At 73.1% G+C, this 19,495-nt stretch carries 16 protein-coding genes; 4 read left to right on the forward strand and 12 right to left on the reverse strand.

Going from position 1 to position 19,495, the window contains the following annotated elements:
- Positions 1–121: 121 nt before the first annotated feature.
- The 4 genes from pyrE to ACIO5D_RS21445 all read right to left on the reverse strand — a co-directional run bounded on the left by pyrE (position 122) and on the right by ACIO5D_RS21445 (position 4,226).
- Positions 122–658 (reverse strand): orotate phosphoribosyltransferase, encoded by a 537-nt coding sequence (gene pyrE, locus ACIO5D_RS21430; RefSeq protein WP_363603798.1) that lies wholly within the window; start codon positions 656–658, stop codon positions 122–124.
- Positions 659–714: 56 nt separating this feature from the next.
- Complete coding sequence (locus ACIO5D_RS21435; RefSeq protein ID WP_400796991.1) at positions 715–1,827, reverse strand: hypothetical protein; 1,113 nt, start codon at positions 1,825–1,827, stop codon at positions 715–717.
- A gap of 105 nt (positions 1,828–1,932) precedes the next feature.
- A complete protein-coding gene (locus ACIO5D_RS21440) occupies positions 1,933–3,567 on the reverse strand; it encodes a polyamine aminopropyltransferase (RefSeq protein WP_363603801.1) in 1,635 nt (544 codons plus the stop codon).
- A 128-nt stretch (positions 3,568–3,695) separates the two neighbouring features.
- Entirely contained in the window at positions 3,696–4,226 is a 531-nt protein-coding gene (locus ACIO5D_RS21445; RefSeq protein ID WP_363603802.1) for a DUF2617 family protein, read from the reverse strand.
- A gap of 757 nt (positions 4,227–4,983) precedes the next feature.
- Here ACIO5D_RS21445 and ACIO5D_RS21450 point away from each other — a divergent pair.
- The gene (locus tag ACIO5D_RS21450) at positions 4,984–5,415 is read left to right on the forward strand and encodes an NUDIX domain-containing protein (RefSeq protein WP_400796994.1); all 432 of its coding nucleotides are present in this window, start codon (positions 4,984–4,986) and stop codon (positions 5,413–5,415) included.
- Between the two features lie 354 nt (positions 5,416–5,769).
- Here the strand turns inward: ACIO5D_RS21450 and ACIO5D_RS21455 are convergent, their stop codons facing one another.
- The 4 genes from ACIO5D_RS21455 to ACIO5D_RS21470 all read right to left on the reverse strand — a co-directional run bounded on the left by ACIO5D_RS21455 (position 5,770) and on the right by ACIO5D_RS21470 (position 11,583).
- Positions 5,770–6,930, reverse strand: a complete 1,161-nt coding sequence (locus tag ACIO5D_RS21455) for a pyridoxal phosphate-dependent aminotransferase (RefSeq protein WP_400658302.1) — start codon at positions 6,928–6,930, stop codon at positions 5,770–5,772.
- Positions 6,931–7,053: 123 nt separating this feature from the next.
- Positions 7,054–7,614, reverse strand: a complete 561-nt coding sequence (locus ACIO5D_RS21460) for a YbjN domain-containing protein (RefSeq protein WP_363603806.1) — start codon at positions 7,612–7,614, stop codon at positions 7,054–7,056.
- Positions 7,615–7,833: 219 nt separating this feature from the next.
- The gene (clpB, locus tag ACIO5D_RS21465; RefSeq protein WP_363603807.1) at positions 7,834–10,440 is read right to left on the reverse strand and encodes an ATP-dependent chaperone ClpB; all 2,607 of its coding nucleotides are present in this window, start codon (positions 10,438–10,440) and stop codon (positions 7,834–7,836) included.
- 150 nt (positions 10,441–10,590) lie between these two features.
- Entirely contained in the window at positions 10,591–11,583 is a 993-nt protein-coding gene (locus tag ACIO5D_RS21470; RefSeq protein WP_400761656.1) for a LysR family transcriptional regulator, read from the reverse strand.
- A gap of 71 nt (positions 11,584–11,654) precedes the next feature.
- Here ACIO5D_RS21470 and ACIO5D_RS21475 point away from each other — a divergent pair, with 71 nt between their 5' ends.
- The 3 genes from ACIO5D_RS21475 to ACIO5D_RS21485 all read left to right on the forward strand — a co-directional run bounded on the left by ACIO5D_RS21475 (position 11,655) and on the right by ACIO5D_RS21485 (position 15,422).
- Positions 11,655–12,755 carry a TDT family transporter gene (locus ACIO5D_RS21475; RefSeq protein ID WP_363603810.1) on the forward strand — a complete coding sequence of 367 codons (1,101 nt, stop codon included), beginning with the start codon at positions 11,655–11,657 and terminating at the stop codon, positions 12,753–12,755.
- A 686-nt stretch (positions 12,756–13,441) separates the two neighbouring features.
- Complete coding sequence (locus ACIO5D_RS21480) at positions 13,442–14,431, forward strand: LuxR C-terminal-related transcriptional regulator (protein ID WP_400796996.1); 990 nt, start codon at positions 13,442–13,444, stop codon at positions 14,429–14,431.
- Positions 14,424–15,422 carry a LuxR C-terminal-related transcriptional regulator gene (locus tag ACIO5D_RS21485; protein ID WP_400796999.1) on the forward strand — a complete coding sequence of 333 codons (999 nt, stop codon included), beginning with the start codon at positions 14,424–14,426 and terminating at the stop codon, positions 15,420–15,422. Before ACIO5D_RS21480 ends, ACIO5D_RS21485 begins: the two co-directional genes overlap by 8 nt.
- 13 nt (positions 15,423–15,435) lie before the next feature.
- Here ACIO5D_RS21485 and ACIO5D_RS21490 read toward each other — a convergent pair whose 3' ends face one another.
- The 4 genes from ACIO5D_RS21490 to dnaJ form a co-directional block, all read right to left on the reverse strand.
- Positions 15,436–16,062 carry a hypothetical protein gene (locus ACIO5D_RS21490; RefSeq protein WP_363603814.1) on the reverse strand — a complete coding sequence of 209 codons (627 nt, stop codon included), beginning with the start codon at positions 16,060–16,062 and terminating at the stop codon, positions 15,436–15,438.
- A 501-nt stretch (positions 16,063–16,563) separates the two neighbouring features.
- Positions 16,564–17,568: a hypothetical protein gene (locus ACIO5D_RS21495; RefSeq protein WP_363603815.1), complete on the reverse strand. Its 1,005-nt coding sequence runs from the start codon at positions 17,566–17,568 to the stop codon at positions 16,564–16,566.
- A 205-nt stretch (positions 17,569–17,773) separates the two neighbouring features.
- Entirely contained in the window at positions 17,774–18,280 is a 507-nt protein-coding gene (locus ACIO5D_RS21500; protein ID WP_363603817.1) for a heat shock protein transcriptional repressor HspR, read from the reverse strand.
- 7 nt (positions 18,281–18,287) lie between these two features.
- Positions 18,288–19,442, reverse strand: coding sequence for a molecular chaperone DnaJ (gene dnaJ, locus ACIO5D_RS21505; protein ID WP_400658313.1), 1,155 nt, complete (start codon positions 19,440–19,442; stop codon positions 18,288–18,290).
- Positions 19,443–19,495: the final 53 nt, after the last annotated feature.

Raw genomic sequence — 19,495 nt, forward strand, 5'->3', positions numbered from 1 at the left:
CCCGGCGGGCCGGGGGCGCGCCCCCCCCCCGGGCTGTCCCCCGGCCCCCGCCCCCCCGGGGGGGGGGGGGGGGTCCTTTCCACCCCCCCCCCCCCCCCGCCCCCGGCCGTTTCCACCGGGCTCAGAGGCCCAGGTCGTCCAGGGTGTAGGCGGTGACGTACGGCAGGTCCGCCGCCTCGATCGCGGGGGCGGCGCCGCGCTCCACGATCACCGCGACGCCGACCACCTCGGCACCGGCCTCGCGCAGGGCCTCGACGGCGGTCAGCACCGAGCCGCCGGTGGTGGAGGTGTCCTCGACCGCCAGCACCCGGCGGCCCTTGACGTCCGGGCCCTCGATCCGGCGCTGCAGGCCGTGCGCCTTGCCCGCCTTGCGGACCACGAAGGCGTCCAGCTCACGGCCGCGGGCGGCGGCGGCGTGCAGCATCGCGGCGGCGACCGGGTCGGCACCGAGGGTCAGACCGCCGACGGCGTCGTACTCCAGGTGGGCGGTCGCGTCCAGCATCACCCGGCCGACCAGCGGGGCCGCCTGGGCGTCCAGCGTGATCCGGCGCAGGTCGACGTAGTAGTCGGCCTCCTTGCCGGAGGAAAGGGTGACCTTGCCGTGCACGACGGCCTTGTCCTTGATCTGTGCCAGCAGGGCGTCGCGGTCGTTGCTCATGAGCGTTCAGTCTAGGCCCTGCCCACACCGGACGGGCGCCCGGCGTGATGGGGCGGCTAGCGTCGGCGCAGGGCCCTGACCAGCACCACGGCGCCGCCGAGCAGGGCCACACCGCCGCCGATCATCCACGGGACCGGGCTGCGGCCGCCCGGGCCCGGGACCACGATGCCGCCGGCCTCGCCGCCCCAGCGGGACGCCGCCCGGGCCCGCGCGCTGCGGGCCGGCAGGGCGGGGGCGTAGCGGCCGCGCGGCGGGGCGTGGTCGACCTCCTCGGCGGAGCGGCCGACGATGCTGCGGCGGACCGGGCCGCTGAGCACCGGCTCCTCCTCGTACGCGAAGGGCAGGTCGGCGGGGAGATCGGTGGGCAGGTCCTCGGACTCGGCGGCCGGCTGCTCGGTGTCGGCCTGCTCGTCCTGGCCGTCGCGGTCGCCGGTGGGGAGGCCGAACCGCTCGGCGTCGGCGTCGGAGAAGGCGATCAGGTCGGAGAGGTCGTCCTCCAGGTCGTCGCCGGGTTCGTCCTGGCGGTCCTCGAGGAAGTGCACGGTGGCGGTGGTCTCCTCGGCCTCGTCGGCCTCCTCGGTGCCGTCCCCGGTGCTCTTGTCGGTGCTCTCGCCGTCGGCGGCGCTCGGAGCCGCGTCGGTGCCGGTGCCGGTGCCGGTGCCGGAGTCCGCGTCGGCATCCGTGTCGGCTTCGGCTTCGGTGTCCGTGTCGGCGTCGGTCTCCCCGTCCGGGGAGACGAGGGCGGCGGCGAAACGGTCCAGCAGCCTCCGGCCGGTCGCGGCGAGGGTCTCCTCGTCGAACTCGGTGAGCCGCCCGGTGGCGCTCAGGTCGCCGGTGAAGCGGACGACCGCGGTGCCGGCCCCGGCGCCGTCGGCGACGCTGATCCGTACGGTGGCGGTGGCCTCACCGCTGCCGCGTGCCTCCTGGCCCTCGGCGAACGCGGTCAGCACGCCCTCGCGCCCCTCGATCAGCGACAGCACGCCCTTGTACGTGATGGTGGAAGCGCCGATCCGCAGCCGCAGCCGCCCGCCGATCTCCTCGGCGGGGCCGCTGCCGACGGCGGCCGGTTCGGTGCTCAGTCCGGGCACGGAACGGGCTAGCAGCGCCGGATCCTGCAGGGCCTGCCGGACCAGCCCGGCCGGCATCGGGACGACAACCTCATGCTCCATGTCACGGAGCCTACCGACCGAAGCCCGTGTGGTCCCCGTGGTGGCCCCGGTCGGCTGCCCGGACGTCCCGCGGAGCCCGCCCCGCCCCACCCGCCGCAGGGGGGGTCAGCGCGGTCCGAGCAGCGTGAGGGCGGCCGGCGGCCGGGCCGGGCGCTGGGCGGCGAGGAGGGCGGCGGAGGAGCGGAGCCCGTCCGGGGTGAGCGCGCGCGGTGGCGGCGCGTCCGGGGCGAGCGTGAGCGGGGGCTCGGCCGCGGCCGCGAGCAGGAAGTCCTGGCCGCTCTCCGGGCCGGGGCGGCAGCTCGCGGTGGCGCTGCCCTGGACGGCGTACGGGACGGTGCGCAGGCCGGCCGCGCGGAGGCCGGACTCGACCTGCCAGAGGCCGTTCTGGTCGCCGCCGGCCCGGACGGCGAGCCGCCCGCCGGGCGAGAGCAGCCGGGTGGTGAGGCCGTAGAACTCCTGCGAGTGGAACTTCACCGGGCCGCCGTCGGCCGGCGCGGGCAGGTCGGCGAGGACGACGTCGAAGGCCCGGTCCGTTCGGCCGCGGTCGCGCAGCCAGGCCAGCGGGTCGGCCGTGGCCGTCCTGACCCGGGGGTCGTCCAGCGAGCCGCCGGAGAGCGCGGTCAGGCCAGGGTCGGTCCGGGCGAGCCGGGTGAGCGCCGGGTCGGTGTCGACCACCAGCACCGAGCGGACCCCGCGGTGGCGCAGCACCTCCCGCAGGGCGAGCCCGTCGCCGCCGCCGAGCAGCAGGACCCGGGTGTCAGGACCGGCGGCCATCGCGGGGTGGACGAGCGCCTCGCTGCCCCGGTACTCATCCGGTCCGCAGACCGCGAGCCGCCCGTCCAGGTAGAGCCGCAGCGGGCCCTCGGCGGGGCCGGTGAGCACGATCTCCTGGTACCGGCTGTGGGTGGCGAAGCGGACCTGCGGGCCGTACAGCGCGTGCCGGGCGGCCCGTTCGATCGCGTCGGACCAGGCGGCGGCCGCGCCGAGGGCGGCGAGGACGAGGGCGCAGCCGCCCCAGAGCAGCAGCCGTATCCGCGGCGCGGGCTCCTCGCGGAACAGCCAGAGCACCACGGCGCCCCCGGCGACGGCGTTGACCGCCCCGGTGACCAGCGCGCCGGTGCCCGGCCCGAAGCCGGGCAGGATCAGGAACGGGAAGGCGAGGCCGCCGATCAGCGCGCCCACGTAGTCGGCGGCGAACAGGTCGGCGGCGGCCCGCCCCGCGTCCTCCCGGCGGATCCGTTGGATGAGCGTCATCAGCAGCGGGATCTCGGCGCCGATCAGGATGCCGATCAGGCAGGTCAGGGCGACCATCGCGGCCTGGTAGCGGCCGATCCAGGCCCAGCAGGAGTACAGCGCGAGGACGGAGAGCCCGCCGGTGAGCGCGAGCGCGCACTCGATCAGTGCGAAGGAGGTGGCGGGGCGGCGGGTGAAGCGTTTGGCGAACAGGGAGCCCAGGCCCATCGCGAACACCATGACGGAGAGCACCACGGAGGTTTGGGTGACCGAGTCGCCGAGCAGATAGTCGCCGAGCGCGACGAGTTCGAGTTCGTAGACGAGTCCGCAGGCGGCGCAGATGAAGGCGGCCAGCAGGACGGTCAGCCGGGCGAGCCGGGGGTGGGCGCGCAGCCGGGACCGACGGCGGGCGGGCAGAGGGTTCAGGCTCCGCCCGGGCCGGGGTGGGCTGCCGTCGTCGAGGTCGAGTCCCGGTTGTACGGGAGGACCGGCCGGATGGTTGATCACGAACAAACGCTAGGCGACGTTCGGTGCGGATAGCTGCGTCCATTCGGCGGACAGAACGGTGCGGCAGGTTGACAGATCGTCGCTGTGTGCGAATCGGGGCGTGCGGGTGGGCGGGGGAGCGGGGGCCGTCATGGCCTGGGGACCACGAGCGAGGAGCGGGTACAGACCAGCCGGCCCTCCTGGGGGTAGGCGTGCCAGGTGCGCCAGAGCAGCCGGTCCGCGCCGCCCTGGGTGACCAGTGCGGTGAAGGCGCTCGGATCGCCGGGGAAGACGCCGGCCAGACCGCGTGGATGGCCCTCGACCAGGGCCAGCAACTCCTGCGCGCGGGCGGCGAAGTCGTGCGGTGGCAGCGCCTCGATCCGGGCCGCGAACTCGTACTCCCAGCCGCCCACCTGCTTGGCCACCCGGGCGGGCAGCGGGGTGCGGCGGCCGGGCAGGCAGGCGACCGTCTCCAGGCACTCGCCGGGGCCGGCGGCGATCACCACCTGGTGCGAGGCGCCCAGCAGCCGCAGCTGGAGCGTGCCGGGCGGGCCCGGGTGGCCGGCACCTTCGAGTCTCAGGTCGCGGACCGCGAGAGCGGGCAGCGGGTCGCCGCCGAGACACCAGGCCAGGTCACCGGCGCGGGTGTCCGTGTAGGAGGTCTGCAGTGTGGTGAGCATGCTCGGCTCCGCGTTTCAGCTCCGTGCGCGCCCGCCGGGCAGCAGCGAGTAGGCCTAGGCATGGGGCGAGGCTGTTCGTGGCTGTACGGCCCAGGGCGCGGCCGGCCGTGGAAGGAAGGATTCCGGCTGGAGATTCAGCAGCAGAGAAGCATGAATACGCCGGGTCCGTCGGTGATTTACCCAACTTTGTCAAGCATTCACTGTTTCGAGCACACCTGCTTCCCTGCTCTGATCGACCCGGTGTGCGACTCTGCTCAGCGCGCGCCCTTTGCCCCGGGTCGCGCGCCGTGCGCGCTGGCTACGAGCCTGCCGCACGACTCGCGCGCCTCCGGCCCTCACGCGCCCGGCGCACCGACCCGGCGCCGCGCCGTCGGGGCGGCGCCGATCGCCCGGCTGGCGGCGACCGGTCCGCCGGGGCATGAGAGTTGACTGATCGTCAGTGATGAACCGGAGGCCGGTCGGAAGGCCGGAGCCGAACGAGCCGGGCGACGGCCTTCCCCAGGACGTGCGCCCTTGTGCGGAACGTGAACCGGATCGCCACCACCCCGCACCGCCCGGGCCGGGACCGGCAGAACTCACCGCCGTCCTTCTCGCCCAGCGGGGTGATGCCGGCGGGTGGCGAAGCAGGTGCCCGCCGCCGCGGTTGCCTTCCTCGCCGGCCCCAGCGCGTCCTTCATCACCGGTCAGTCGTTGCACGCCGACGGAGGCCGACTCCTCCACTGACCGGCACGTCCCACCGAACAGGAAGCAGACCACCATGCGGCACCGTGTCCGAGCCGTCCTCCTCACCCCGGACGACACCATGCTGCTGATCAAGCGCATCCGCCCCGGCGTCGACCCGTACTGGGTGATCGTCGGCGGCAAGATCGAACCCACCGACGCCGGCCCCGAGGACGCCCTGCGGCGCGAGGTCCGCGAGGAGATCTCCGGCGAAGCCCGGATCGGCAGCCTCCTCCACACCATCGAGACCGACGACGAGCGCCAGGACTTCTACCTCGCCACCATCGAGAAGTGGAGCTTCGACGACCGCACCGGCCCGGAGTTCAGCCAGGAAGGCCGAGGCGAGTACCTCCTGGAGGAGATCCCCCTGGCCGCCGACGCTCTTGACGCGGTCAGCCTCCTGCCCCAGGAGTTCGCCGCGGTCCTGCGCGAGGCTGTCGAGCGCGGGGAACTCCTCGCCGCCCGGTAACCGCAAAAGGGATGGCCGGGCCAGTGGACCGGCCCGGCTACCAGAACCCACCCTCCCCACCGAGCGGGCCGACCGGCCGTCGGCCGTCGCCGACCAGGCACTCGACCCGCCCGGAGAGCGGGAGGAGGGCCCAACGCCCTTGGCGGTACCGGACGATCAGGTCCGCGAGGCGGTCGCGACGCTGTTTCGGGTGATCCGGCCGGAGCCGCGCCTGCGGCTGGGCGGGACCGGGGCGATCGGGCCCGCACCGCACTCCGTGCCGCCAGGGCCGGGCTGGACGTCGGTCGGCAGGTGGCCGGCGCGGCAGGGTAGGCGCTGGTGGGACCGCCCTGGCGGCGGCCTCACCGGCATCGGTCAGAGCTGCTGGAGCCGGGCCACTGCCTCTTCCAGGACGTGCACCCTTTTGCAGAACGTGAACCGGACGAGCGAGCGCCCGGCCTCGGTGTTGTCGTAGAAGACGGCGTTGGGGATGGCGACGACGCCGCAGCGCTCGGGCAGGGACCGGCAGAACTCGATGCCGTCCTTCTCGCCGAGCGGGGTGATGTCGGTGGTGATGAAGTACGTGCCCTCGGGGTTGAAGACCCGGAAGCCGGCCGCGCTCAGCCCGTCCGCGAGCAGGTCGCGCTTGCGACGCAGGTCGGCGCGGAAGTCGTCGAAGTAGCTCCCGGGCAGCCGCAGCGCCTCGGCGACGGCGTACTGGAACGGCCCGGCGCTGACGTACGTCAGGTACTGCTTCGCCGTACGGACGGCGGCCACCAGCGGCGCGCTCGCCGTCACCCAGCCGACCTTCCACCCGGTGAAGGAGAAGGTCTTGCCGGCCGAGGAGATGGAGACGGTGCGCTCCCGCATGCCGGGGAGGGCGGCGATCGGGTGGTGGGCGCCGCTGAACACCAGGTGCTCGTACACCTCGTCGGTGATCACCAGCAGGTCGCGCTCGACGGCGAGGGCGGCGATCGCGGCCAGTTCCTCGGGGTTGAGCACCAGGCCGGTCGGGTTGTGCGGCGAGTTGAGCAGCAGCAGCCGGGTGCGCGGGGTGACCAGGGCGCGCAGCCGCTCCAGGTCGGGCCGGAAGTCCGGGGCCCGCAGGGTGAGCGGCACACGGACCGCTCCGGCCATCGCGATGCAGGCGGCGTAGGAGTCGTAGAACGGCTCCAGGGCGATCACTTCGTCGCCGGGCTCCAGCAGGGCCAGCAGCGCGGCGGCGATCGCCTCGGTGGCGCCGGCGGTGACCAGGACCTCGGTGTCCGGGTCGTAGGTGAGGCCGCGGAAGCGCTGCTGGTGCTCGGCGATGGCGTGCCGGAGCTCGGGGATGCCCGGGCCGGGCGGGTACTGGTTGCCCTGGCCGCTCAGCACGGCCCGGGCCGCCGCCTCGGCGATCTCGCGCGGTCCGTCGGTGTCCGGGAAGCCCTGACCGAGGTTGATCGAACCGGTGGCGGTGGCGAGGGCGGACATCTCGGCGAAGATCGTCGTGCCCATCCCGTCCAGCCGGCGGTTCAGCAGCGGCCTCGTACCCATTACAGCTCCTCACACCTTGGCGTCGCCCCATCCTGGGGGCAGCCGGCGGCCGGGGACAAGGACGGCCCGCCACCGGGGGTTGCCGGTGGCGGGCCGTTCGTAAGGCCGGACGCGGTGAGGGGCTCAGGCCTCGTCGGTGCCCTCGGGGGCGCCGCCCTCGCCGTCCTCGCCCTCGATGTCCTTCTGCAGGCCGAGGCGCTCGACGATCCACTGCTCGAAACCGACGGCGGCCTGGGTCCAGTTGGCGGTGGTGGTGACGAAGTAGTCCAGGTTGACGCCGGTGCCGACGATCATCTGGGCCTCGCCGATGAGGCGGACCACGCCGTCCTCGTGGGTGTGCGTGTAGACCTTGGGCCAGAGGGTCTCGCGGTTCCACTCGTCGATCAGGTCGAGGATCTCGCCCTTGTCCTCAAGCGGGTAGGCGCGGTCGTAGAACGCGCGGACCGCGAAGAGCTCCTTCTGCTCGCCGCGGAACATGTAGTAGACGCGGAAGCCCTCCCAGGGGGCGGTGAGGTCGCCCTCCTCGTCCACGACGTGCTTGAGCTGCATCTGGTCCAGGAGCTGGGTCACCAGGGCCTGGTCCGGAACGATGATGGGCGGCGGGCCGGCCGGCCGCCCCTGACCGCCGGGCTGACCGCCCTGCGGTGCGCCGAACGACGGGATGGACGACGGGTCGATGCTCATGGGGGTCCTCTTCCTCAGTGCACGTGGTGGCCGGCAATGAGAGGCCGCCCTTTCCACCTTCCATCCTGCCTCATCCGGGCGGCGCCTTACAGGGGCACCCGGCGGCGGGCCGGGGCCTGTTGGATCATGCCGGAGCCCGGGCGCCGGCGGCGGCCACCGAGGGTGAACACGGTGGTGGGCCGCCCTGCCGTGCGAGGGCGGCCCACCGTGCTCCGGGCGCTACTTCTCCAGCGGTCCGCGGGCACGGACGGTGAGGCGGTCGCCCTCCTCGTCCCGTTCGACCAGAACGGTGTCTCCGTCGTGCACCTGGCCGGAGAGGATGGACCTGGCCAGCTGGTCGCCGATCGCGGACTGCACCAGACGCCGCAGCGGACGGGCGCCGTACGCGGGGTCGTAGCCGGTGAGGGCCAGCCAGTCCCGGGCGGCCTCGGAGACCTGGAGGGTGAGCCGGCGCTCGCGCAGCCGCTCGCCCAGCCGGGCCACCTGGAGGTCGACGATCCGGGTGAGCTCCGCGGTGCCCAGCGGTTCGAAGACCACGATGTCGTCCAGCCGGTTGAGGAACTCCGGCTTGAAGGCGGCCCGCACCGACTCCAGCACCAGGTCCTTCTTCCGCTCCTCGGGGATGGCCGGGTCCACCAGGAACTGCGAGCCCAGGTTGGAGGTGAGGATCAGGATCGCGTTGCGGAAGTCCACCGTGCGGCCCTGGCCGTCGGTGAGCCGGCCGTCGTCCAGGACCTGGAGCAGCACGTCGAAGACCTCGGGATGGGCCTTCTCCACCTCGTCCAGCAGCACCACGCTGTACGGGCGGCGGCGGACCGCCTCGGTGAGCTGGCCGCCCTCCTCGTAGCCGACGTACCCGGGCGGGGCGCCGACCAGGCGGGAGACGGAGTGCTTCTCGCCGTACTCGCTCATGTCGATGCGGACCATCGCCCGCTCGTCGTCGAAGAGGAAGTCGGCCAGGGCCTTGGCGAGTTCGGTCTTGCCGACGCCGGTCGGGCCGAGGAAGAGGAAGGAGCCGGTCGGGCGGTCCGGGTCGGCGATGCCCGAGCGGGTGCGGCGCACCGCGTCCGAGACGGCCTGGACGGCCTCCCGCTGGCCGATCAGGCGCCGGCCCAACTCATCCTCCATGCGCAGGAGTTTGGCGCTCTCACCCTCCAGCAGCCGGCCGGCCGGGATGCCCGTCCAGGACGCGACCACATCGGCCACGTCGTCCGGGCCGACCTCCTCCTTGACCATGGACGCGGAGGCGTCCTGGTCCGCCGCGCGTTCCTGAGCCTCGGTCAGCTCGTGCTCGGCGGACGGGATCTCGGCGTACATCAGCTTGGAGGCGCGCTCGAAGTCGCCGTCGCGCTGGGCGCGTTCGAGGGCGCCGCGCAGGTCGTCCAGGCGCTCCTTGAGCTCGCCGACCCGGTTGAGGCTCTTCTTCTCCTGCTCCCAGCGTGCCGTGAGCACGCTCAGCTGCTCGTTCTTGTCGGCCAGGTCGCGCCGAAGCCGGGCCAGCCGGTCCACCGAGGCGGGGTCGGACTCCTTCTCCAGGGCCAGCTCCTCCATCCGCAACCGGTCGACGGCGCGCTGGAGTTCGTCGATCTCCACCGGGGAGGAGTCGATCTCCATCCGGAGCCGGGAGGCCGCCTCGTCGACCAGGTCGATCGCCTTGTCGGGGAGGAAGCGGGAGGTGATGTAGCGGTTGGAGAGGGTGGCGGCGGCGACCAGGGCGGCGTCCGCGATCTGCACCTTGTGGTGCGCCTCGTACCGGCCCTTGAGGCCGCGCAGGATGGCGATCGAGTCCTCCACGCTGGGCTCGCCGACCAGCACCTGCTGGAAGCGCCGCTCCAGGGCCGGGTCCTTCTCGATCCGCTCGCGGTACTCGTCCAGGGTGGTGGCGCCGACCATCCGCAGCTCGCCGCGGGCCAGCATCGGCTTGAGCATGTTGCCGGCGTCCATCGCGGAGTCGCCGCCGGCGCCCGCGCCGACCATGGTGTGCAGCTCGTCGATGAAGGTGACGACCTGGCCGTCGCTCTGCTTGATGTCGTTCAGAACGGCCTTCAGCCGCTCCTCGAACTCGCCGCGGTACTTCGCGCCGGCGACCATCGCGCTGAGGTCCAGGGCGACCAGCCGCTTGCCGCGCAGCGACTCCGGCACGTCGCCGGCGACGATCCGCTGGGCCAGGCCCTCGACCACGGCCGTCTTGCCGACGCCGGGCTCGCCGATCAGCACCGGGTTGTTCTTGGTCCGGCGGGAGAGCACCTGGACGACCCGGCGGATCTCCTGGTCCCGCCCGATCACCGGGTCGAGCTTGCCGTCCCGGGCGGCCTGGGTGAGGTCGGTGCCGTACTTCTCCAGCGCCTTGTAGGTGCCCTCCGGGTCGGGCGAGGTGACCCGGCCGCTGCCGCGCACGTCCTTGAACGCGGCGAGCAGCGCCTTCGCCGTGGCGCCCTGCCGGGCCAGCAGCTCGGCGACCGCCCCGCCCTCGGCGGCCAGGCCGACCATCAGGTGTTCGGTGGAGACGTACTGGTCGTCCAGGTCGTCGGCGCGCCGGCCGGCCTCGGTGAGCACGGCCAGGGTGTCGCGGGACAGCTGCGGCGCGGCGACGGTGGAGCCGCTGGCGCTGGGCAGCGCGGTCAGCAGGCGGCGGGCCTCGGCGTCGGTCTGCGCGGCGTCCGCGCCGACCGCTTCCAGGAGCGGCCTGGCGATGCCCTCGGGCTGTTCCAGCAGGGCGATCAGGATGTGCACCGGCTTGACGTCCGGGTTCCCGGCGCCGCCGGCCTGCCGGATCGCGGCGGACAGGGCGTCCTGCGTCTTGGTGGTGAACTTGCTGGCGTCCACTGCTGGGGTGTCCTCCTCGGACTCGCTGTCGGTACTCCGGGTTCCGGTCCGGGGTTCCGGGCGCCGGTCTCGGGCGCCGGTCTCCCGGTTCCGGTCTTCGGGCTTTCGGTGCTGCTGACTACAGCATGCACTAAGTTGAGTCTATTCCGCTCAACTTTCAGATGAACGTTTCCGTGGACGCGGACCGGCCCCTGCGGCGCCCGCGGCCCCCGCCCCTACCCGCACCCGCGGGTACGGTGCGCTCTGCCGGGTGAGCCCCAGCAGCTCCCTGGCCGGCCCGCTCGGCCGCCGCCCGGCCGGCCAGACCGCGCGCAGCGGGCGCCGCAGGTCCAGCCCGTCCGCCAGCGGCACCGCCACCAGCCGCCGGGTCGCCAGCTCCTCCACCACCGCCAGCTCGCTCAGGCAGACCGGCCCGGCCCCGGTCATCGCCGCCGCCTTCAGCGCCGTGGAGGAGGCCAGCTCCAGTCGCGGCTTCGCGGCGCCCCCGTACGGCGCCAGCGCCATCTCCAGCACCTCCCGGGTGCCGGAACCGGGCTCGCGCAGCACCAGCGGCGTCGCGGCCAGCTCGGCCCCGGTGAGCGGTGCCCGGCGGCGGGCCCAGGCGTGTCCGGGCGCGACCACCACCACCAGCCGGTCGGCGGCCACCACCGCGCCGGCCAGCCCCGGCGGGGTGGACGGGCCCTCGACGAAGCCGAGGTCCGCCTCCCCGGCCAGCACGTGTCCGGCGACGTCCGCCGAGTTCGCCGTCCGCAGCGTCACCGCCGTGCCGGGGCTGGCCGTGTGCAGCGCCAGCAGCCAGCCGGGCATCAGGTACTCGGCGACGGTCAGGCTGGCCACCACCACCAGACGGGCGTCCCGCCGCTCCCGCAGCGCGTCGATCCCGGCGTCCAGCGCCTGTGCGGCCTCCACCACATGCCGCGCCCACTCGACCACCAGCCGGCCCGCCTCGGTCGGCCGCGAGCCGCGCGGGGAGCGGTCCAGCAGCGGGACGCCGATCTGCCGCTCCATGCCCTTGATCCGGGCGCTGGCGGTCGGCTGGCTCACCCCCAGTTCCGCCGCGGCCCGCCCGACGCTGCCCAGCCGGGCCACTGCGAGCAGCAGCTCCAGCGCTCCGAGTTCGGGGACACGCGGGGAGAGGGCCATAGATCCAGGCTATGTCCTCATAGATCGCCCGGCGCTACCGGAGCCGGTCGGCCGAGGGCACGGTGGGTCTCATGGCCACCCTTCTCAGCGTCCGACCGCTCACCCGCACCCCCCGCCTCGACCTCGCCCAGCTCGGCCCCAACTGGTACGCCGCGATCATGGGCACCGCGATCGTCGGCAACGGGGCGGCCGTGCTTCCGGTCCGGCTGCCCGGGCTGATCGGGTTCGGCGAGCTGATGTGGGCGCTCGGGCTGGCCGGCCTGCTGCTGCTCGGCGGCGCCCGGGCGGTCCACCTGACCCGGCACCGCGCGGCCGCCCGCACCCAGCTGCTGGACAACCCGGCCACCGCGGTCTTCTACGGCTGTCCGCCGATGGCCCTGCTGGCGGTCGGCCTCGGCACCCTGCTGCTCGGCTCCCGGGTGATCGGCACCGGCCCCGCCGTCGCCCTGGACGCCGTGCTCTGGAGCGCCGGCACGCTGTACGCCCTGGCCGTCGCGGCCGGCATCCCGTATCTGATGATCACCAGGCACTCGCTCTCCGCGCTGGAGGCCAACCCGACCTGGCTGCTGCCGGTGGTCGCCCCGCTGGTCGCCGCCGCGACCGGCCCCGCGCTCGTCCCGCACCTGCCGGCCGGGACCGCGCAGCAGGCCATGCTGTACGGCTGCTACGCGCTGCTCGGCGTCGGCCTGCTGGCCACCCTCGCCCTGCTGCCGGTGGTGCTCACCGGGCTCGTCCACAGCAAGCTGCCCGCGCTGGTGCTCACCCCCTCGCTGTTCCTGGTGCTCGGGCCGCTCGGCCAGTCCACCACCGCCGTCCACCAGCTCGCCGACGCCGCCCGGCCGGTCCTGCCGCAACTCGCCCCCGCCGCGCTCGCCTTCGCGGAGCTGTACGGGGTCGCGGTGCTCGGCGTCGCGATGCTCTGGCTGGTCATCGCCGTCACCGCCAACCTGCGCGCCCGCCGGGCCGGGATGCCGTTCGCGATGACCTGGTGGGCGTACACCTTCCCGGTCGGCACCTGCGTCACCGGCGCCGCCGGCCTCGCCCGCCACACCGGGTTCGCCGGCTTCACCGGCCTGGCCGCCGGGCTCTATGTGCTGCTGATCGCGGCCTGGGCCGTCGCCGCCTGCGGCACCGCGGCAGGACTGGCGGGCGGCCGCCTGCTGGCGCGCTGAGTGCTCCGGCCGCAGGACGCGCGCCTGCTGCGGTTTCGCGAACGGCCCGGACGGCGCTCGGGGACGGCGTACGAGCTCCGCGCACGGAGACGGCGTACAAGCTCCGCGCACGGTGCGCACAGGCGGAGCGCGGTCGTCCGGAGACGAATGAACGGACGGGAGGACTCCGCCACCGCACCGCTGTGACCAGCGGTTTCGCGTGGAGCCACGTCGGGGCCCGGCGCCCCGCGCCGGCCGGCCGCTGCAGGTTCCTGCAATTGCGAGAACATGCACTCGGGCTGGCCTTGTTCACCGGCCGTCACGCTGTGAGGGTGGAGTCACGTCAGGCCGTCCGGGCAACCGCAGCCCGATGGTGGCGACTTGCTCTTCAGTACTGGATGCGTGAGGTACGTCAGTACCTGCATATCGGGGGGAAGAGCGTCGGCCGGGTGCCATGTGTGGTGATGGCGCCCGGGACCGGAGTCGGCGAGGCGTTGCTGCTCCGCCTCGCCGGAAGCGCCGTGGCCTCGACGTGCACCGGCGGCCCCCGGGGAACCCGTGTGCGACGGCACCCGGGGCCCGGGGGCCCGCCGGCTCGCAGTACCGTGATCGGGTGCGCTGCACGGTGCCGAGCCCATGACCGGAAAGCATCGGCCGCGCGGGAGACGAAGACACATCCGAGATCCATCCGGCAGGGAGTGTTCGAGGTGACGGCGGATCCGACGGCCGCTCCTGGCACCACGGCGGCGGTCGGCGAGCCCGACGAGGCGGCCCGTCGGCTCTACCTGGCCGTGGTCGGCCGCGGCGGACGCATCCCCTTCGCCGAGGTCCCGGAGAGCGATCAGCCCGCCCTGCGCCGGCTGGTGGCCATCGGCCTGCTGATCCCCAACCCGGTCGACGCCTGCCACACCGCCGTCAGCCCGCGCTCGGTCAGCGACCGCCTCGGCGCCGAGCTGCGCAGCGAGGCGACCCGCCTGCTGGTCCGCGCCGAGAACCTCCCCGGCACCCTCGACACCCTCACCCGCGCCTACGACGCGATGCCCCGCCGGCCCGAGCGGTCCGGCGGCGCCGTCTACATCGAGGGCCACGTCCACATCCGCCAGCGCATCTCCCAGCTGGTCTCCGACTGCCGTACCGAGGTGCTCACCGCCCAGCCCGGCCACCGTCCGGCCGACGCCCTGCAGATCGCCGTCCGCCAGGACGTCCAACTGCTCCAGCGGGGCTGTTCGCTGCGCACCGTCTACCAGCCGATAGCGTTCTCCGAGCCGGCCGCCCGGGCCTACGCCGACGAGGTCTCCCGGCACGGATCGCTGATCCGGACCCTGGACGAGCCGTTCCAGCGCCTGATCGTCTTCGACCGCACGGTCGCGGTGATCTCCGCCAACGACGACCACAGCACCGCCGCCTTCATCTCCGACCCGGCCGCGATCGCCTTCCTGGTCGGCGGCTTCGAACGCGACTGGGCCCGGGCCGACACCACCGACTGGGCCGCGCCCCTCACCCACGGCCCCACCCGCGCCGCCCCCGACCGGGTCGGCCGGCTGCTCGCCAAGGGCCTCACCCAGCGCGCCGTCGCCTCCCGCCTCGGCCTCAGCGAACGCACCGTCGCCGCCCACATCTCCCGGCTGCGCGACCGGCACGGCGCCCAGACGCTGTACCAGCTCGGCTGGCTGATGAGGGGAGAGCGCGATGGCTGACACCCGTACGCCCTCGGACCTGCTGACCGCGGCGCTCCCCGACGACGACGCCCGCGCGCTCTACCGCGCGATCCTCCGCAACGGCGGCCGGCTGCGCGCCGCCGAGGTCGGCACCGGCGAGGCCGGGCCGCTGCGGCGGCTGGTCGAGACCGGTCTGGTCGTGCCGCAGCTGATGGACGCCTCGTACAGCGCGGTGGACCCGCGGTCGGTCACCGACCGGATCGGCGCGGACATCCGGCTGATGAGCGCCCGGCTGCTGGCGGAGGCGGAGCAACTGCCGGACCTGCTGGGCGATCTGACCCAGGCGTACGACGCCGCCTCGCATCGCGGCAACCGCCCCACCGGGGTCCGGTACGTGTCGGGCATGGAACAGATCCGGCATCAGGTCGACCAGCTGGCCCTGGAGTTCCGGGACGAGTACCTGACCGCGACGCCCGGTGGCGCCTGCCCGGTGGCGGCGCTGCCCGACCGGCTGAACCACGCCCTCCGTTACCTCGAACACGGCGGAACCATGCGGGCGGTCTACGAGCCGGCCGCCCGGGTGGACGGACCCACGGTGGAGTTCGCGGTCGAGGTCACCCGGCTCGGGTGCACGATCCGCGTGCTGGCCGCGCCGTTCTCCCGGTTGCTGATCTTCGATCGCACGGTGGCGGTGATCCCGGCCGCCGCGGACAACACCAGTGCGGCCTTCGTGGAGGACCCGGCGACGGTCGCCTTCCTGGTGGGCGTTTTCGAGCAGCAGTGGCAGCAGGCGGAGGGGGTGAACTGGACGGCGCTGGCCGACGGGGGCACCGAGCCGCTGGTGCACGAGCAGGTCGGCCGGCTGCTGTCCCAGGGGCTGACCCAGCGGGCGATCGCGAGCCGGCTGGGGCTGAGCGAGCGGACGGTGGCCGGTCACATCTCGCGGCTGCGCGAGCTGTACGACGCTCAGACGCTGTTCCAGCTCGGCTGGCAGATGCGGGGAGCCAGGACCGGGGAGTCCGATGGCTGAGCCGCCGCGGTGGTCAGCCGGTCGCCGCGCCGGTCGGCCAGTAGCCGGTCGGGCCGACGGCCGGGGGCTGCTGCCGGGGGACGCTGAACTGCTCGCCGGGGGCGGTCCAGAAGCCCTCGCGCAGGGAGAGCGCCATACCGGCCCAGTCGAGGGCGGTCTCCACGGTGTGGTGGAGGGCCTCCTGGGACCAGGTGTCGTCGAAGACCAGCGGCAGGACGGGGGCGACCTGCTCGATGGTGGCGATCAGCGGGTTGTGCGTGATGGCCTCGTCGACCAGCAGGACGATCGGCTTGCGCAGCGCCGAGGCCCAGCCCAGCTCCAGGCTCACTCCGGCGGAGAGCGGCGCCCCGACGTAGGCGAAGACCAGGTCCGCCGACTGCAGCGCCCGGAAGTCGGAGGGCACCCGCGGCTCCGGCGCCCGGCCGGCCACCGTCCAGGCGTCGCTGTGGTGCGCGCTGTACACGGCGGCACCGCTGCGCAGCAGGGTGGTGCGGAGCGTCGTCAGCCGCGTCCGGCTGGCAAGCGTCACGACACTGTCGGCCGGCCCGGTCAGTCGCATCAACGGCGCGGCCAGGAAGACTCGTGCACGCCGGCCCTCGGGGGCCTGGCTGTCGTGGTGGCGCAGGTAGGGCTCGGTCATTGTCGACTCCGGGGGAGTAGTCGGCGAGAGAGGGTCGGTGCCTGACTGGCCTGTGGATATGTGTGGTGCCGTGTCGCGGAAGGCCGGGCCTCGCAGTCGCTGACCTGCAATTGAATGAACACGGGCAAAAATTGCCCAGACCCGTCGACAGCGAACTGATCGTCCATCTGGCGCTGTACTTCGGTCCAGCATCACCAGATGTCATCTCCCTGCATGGCAGCGAGATGACACACTCTCCGACTATCCGTACTGACGTGCAGTAGGTCAGGATCTATTCTGTATCAGCCGTCCTGCCGAGAGTCTGCTGCGTCCTTCTGAAAGGGGTGCTGTCGTGCGCTATGCGCGTCGCCTCGTTGTCTCCGCGGTTCTTTTGGGTTTCGCGTTCTTCCTGGGCGCTTCCACGGATGCGGACAGTGGCTGGCAGAGCACGAACCCCACGACGTCGGCGCTGTCCACCATGGACAGTGGCTGGCAGTAGAAGGACCGCCGATCCTGGTCCGGTCAGTCCGTGGATTCGGAATCGCCTTCTTTTTGGGCGAGCTTCCAGCCCAACTGAAATAGCGTGTCCACGCCGTGGTCCTCGCGCATCTCCGCGATGTGGCGCGCCAGCGTCCGTTCGCTGAGTCCGAGGTTCCTGGCGATGACGCGGTGGCCGATGCCCTGGACCATCAGCCTGACGATCTGACGGCGCAGGCTGGAAAGCACCTGGGGCGGGACTTCCCGGCTTCCCGGGAACGGAATGGCCCGTTCCCAGAGTGCCTCGAAGGTGTGGACCAGATAGCTCACCACCGCGTCGTCCCGGACGAATGCCGCGACGGTCATGTCGTCGCTCGCGGGTATGATCGCGACTTTTCTGTCGATCACGATCATCACGTTGAACGGCTCGTCCAGCGTGCGGACCTGGCTGCCCTCGTGGGTCATCGTCTCGACGTACTCCAGCGTCGGGCTGGAGTACCGCGCGCTCGGCTGGTAGATCGTCCGGATCGTGCCACCGCGCTGGAGCACCCCGAGGTCCCGGTTCATCGCGGTGCGGACCGTCTCCGGCCGCCGCCCGCCGCCGGGCTGAGCGGTCAACAGTTCCTTGGAGCAGCGCTCCACCAGGGCGCCGAGGCGCTGGTTGATGGAGACCTTGCCGCTGATGTACTCGATCCGGCCGCCGGTCTCGACCTGTTTGCCGTGCTCGTTGTAGACGTCCCCGAGGTCCTGCAGCTCGCTGACGAGGTTGGTCGAGCGGGAGAGCAACTGGAGCGCCCGGCGCTGCCAGGTCGCGCTGAGCGTGGTCGACAGCCGGTTGGGGTCGGCGACCACGAGGGATTCCGGGTCGTCCAGATCCGGCACCAGGAGCCCGAGGTCGAGCAGTTCCTGGACCTCCGACTTCGCGGCCTCCTGCTTCGAGGCGGTCAGGCGCCCTTCCGAACGCACGGCGGCCAGGTACAGCGCTCGGGCCGCGTCGGACAGGATCTGCCCCCCGGGTTGGAAGTCGTCCCGGTCGTCGACTGGGTTCACTTTCAGCTCCTTTCCGGCGTCAGACCCCTGGGCCGTGCGCGCACGCCGCCTGAATTCGTACGGATGATATGCAACTCGACGCACAGATCAGGTCGGTGTCCGTTGCGGGGGCCCATCCTGCTCGCTTTGCACTCTCGCAGTAACGCGAGCCGCCGGCCACCCCCCGATCAGGAGGGAAACCGGCGGCGGTGGCCGTTCTGGCCGGTCAGCGCTTGGGACGCCAGACCACCAGGGCGCTCGACTGGGTCGGCGGCTGGTACGGCACGAGATCACGGCGGTAGGACGCGTGGACGGCGGCCTCGCGTTGCTGGAGTGCGCTGGCGGCGCCTTCGAGCGAGTCGGCGAGTTCGGCGATACGGGACTGGAGGGCGGTGACCTGGTTCTCCAGCTCGATGATCCGCTTGATCCCGGCCAGGTTGATGCCCTCGTCCTGGGAGAGCCGCTGGACGTCGCGCAACTGCTGGATGTCCCGGGCGGAGTAGCGCCGGCCGCGGCCCGCGGTGCGGTCGGGGCAGACCAGGCCGAGGCGGTCGTACTGACGCAGGGTCTGCGGGTGCAGGCCGGAGAGCTCGGCGGCGACCGAGATCACGTACACCGGGGTGTCCTCGGTGAGGACGTAGTGCGGGGCCGCGGCGGTACGGCGGGGGCGGGGGCCGCCGCCGGGGAGGCCTTCGCCGATACCGGGGCCGATCGGGCTGTCGGGGGTCATCATCTGGTCGTCACGCTCCCTTCGCCGCCCGGAACAGGGCGGCTCGTGGGTCGTCGGAGGCGGTGGCCTCGCGGTACTGCTCCAGAGCCGTCAGCGCGTCGCCGGTGACGTGCTGCGGCACCACGACCTCCACGGTGACCAGGAGGTCGCCGCGGGTGCCGTCCTTGCGGGTGGCGCCCTTGCCGCGGGCCCGCAGGGTGAGGCCGTTGGCGCTGCCCGGGGGCAGCTTGAGCTTCACCGAGGGACCACCCAGCGTCGGCACCTCGATGGTGCCGCCGAGCGCGGCCTCGGGGAAGGTGACCGGCACCGTCACGGTGAGGTTGTCGGCCTTGCGCCCGAAGACGGGGTGCGAGTCGACGTGGACGGTGACGTAGAGGTCGCCGGGCTGGCCGCCGCGCTCGCCCTGCGCGCCCTTGCCCTTGAGCCGGATGCGCTGGGCGTCCTGGACCCCGGCCGGGATCCGGACCTGCATGGTGCGGGCGGAGCTGGCCCGGCCGCTGCCGTGGCAGTCGGGGCACGGGTCGTCGACGATCATGCCCCGGCCGCGGCAGTCGCGACAGGGCTCGGAGAGGGCGAAGGCGCCCTGACCCCGGCTCACGGTGCCGGCGCCCACGCAGGTCGGGCAGACCCGCGGGGTGGTGCCGGACTTGGCCCCGGTGCCGTTGCAGCCGTGACAGGGGGCCTGACTGGTCATCCGCAGCGGGACGGTCGCGCCGTCCACCGCCTCCTCGAAGGAGAGCGTCACCTCGGTCTCGACGTCGGCGCCGCGCCGCGGCTGGGCCTGCCGGCCGCCGCGGTTGAACAGGCCGCCGAAGACGTCGCCGAGCCCGCCGCTGCCGCCGGGGCCGCCCTGGTTGCCGCTGAACAGGTCGCCGAAGTCGAAGCTGTAGTTGCCGCCGCCGGGGCCGCCGGAGCGGAAGCCGCCGTTGGCGAAGAGGGTGCGCGCCTCGTCGTACTCCTTGCGGCGCTTCTCGTCCGACAGGACGTCATAGGCCTCGGAGATGTCCTTGAACCGGTCCTCGGCCTTGGTGTCACCCTTGTTGGCGTCGGGGTGGAACTCGCGCGCCAGCTTGCGGTACGTCTTCTTGATCTCGGTGGCGGAGGCGTCCTTGGGCACGCCGAGGACCTTGTAGTAGTCCTTCTCCACGTAGTCCTTGCCGCTCATGGCTGCCGCCACCTCCCGAAGTCCATAGTCACTGTGCTGTCAATGGCGGGTCT

It is taken from the genome of Kitasatospora sp. NPDC087315 (assembly GCF_044744345.1).
Taxonomy (GTDB): domain Bacteria; phylum Actinomycetota; class Actinomycetes; order Streptomycetales; family Streptomycetaceae; genus Kitasatospora.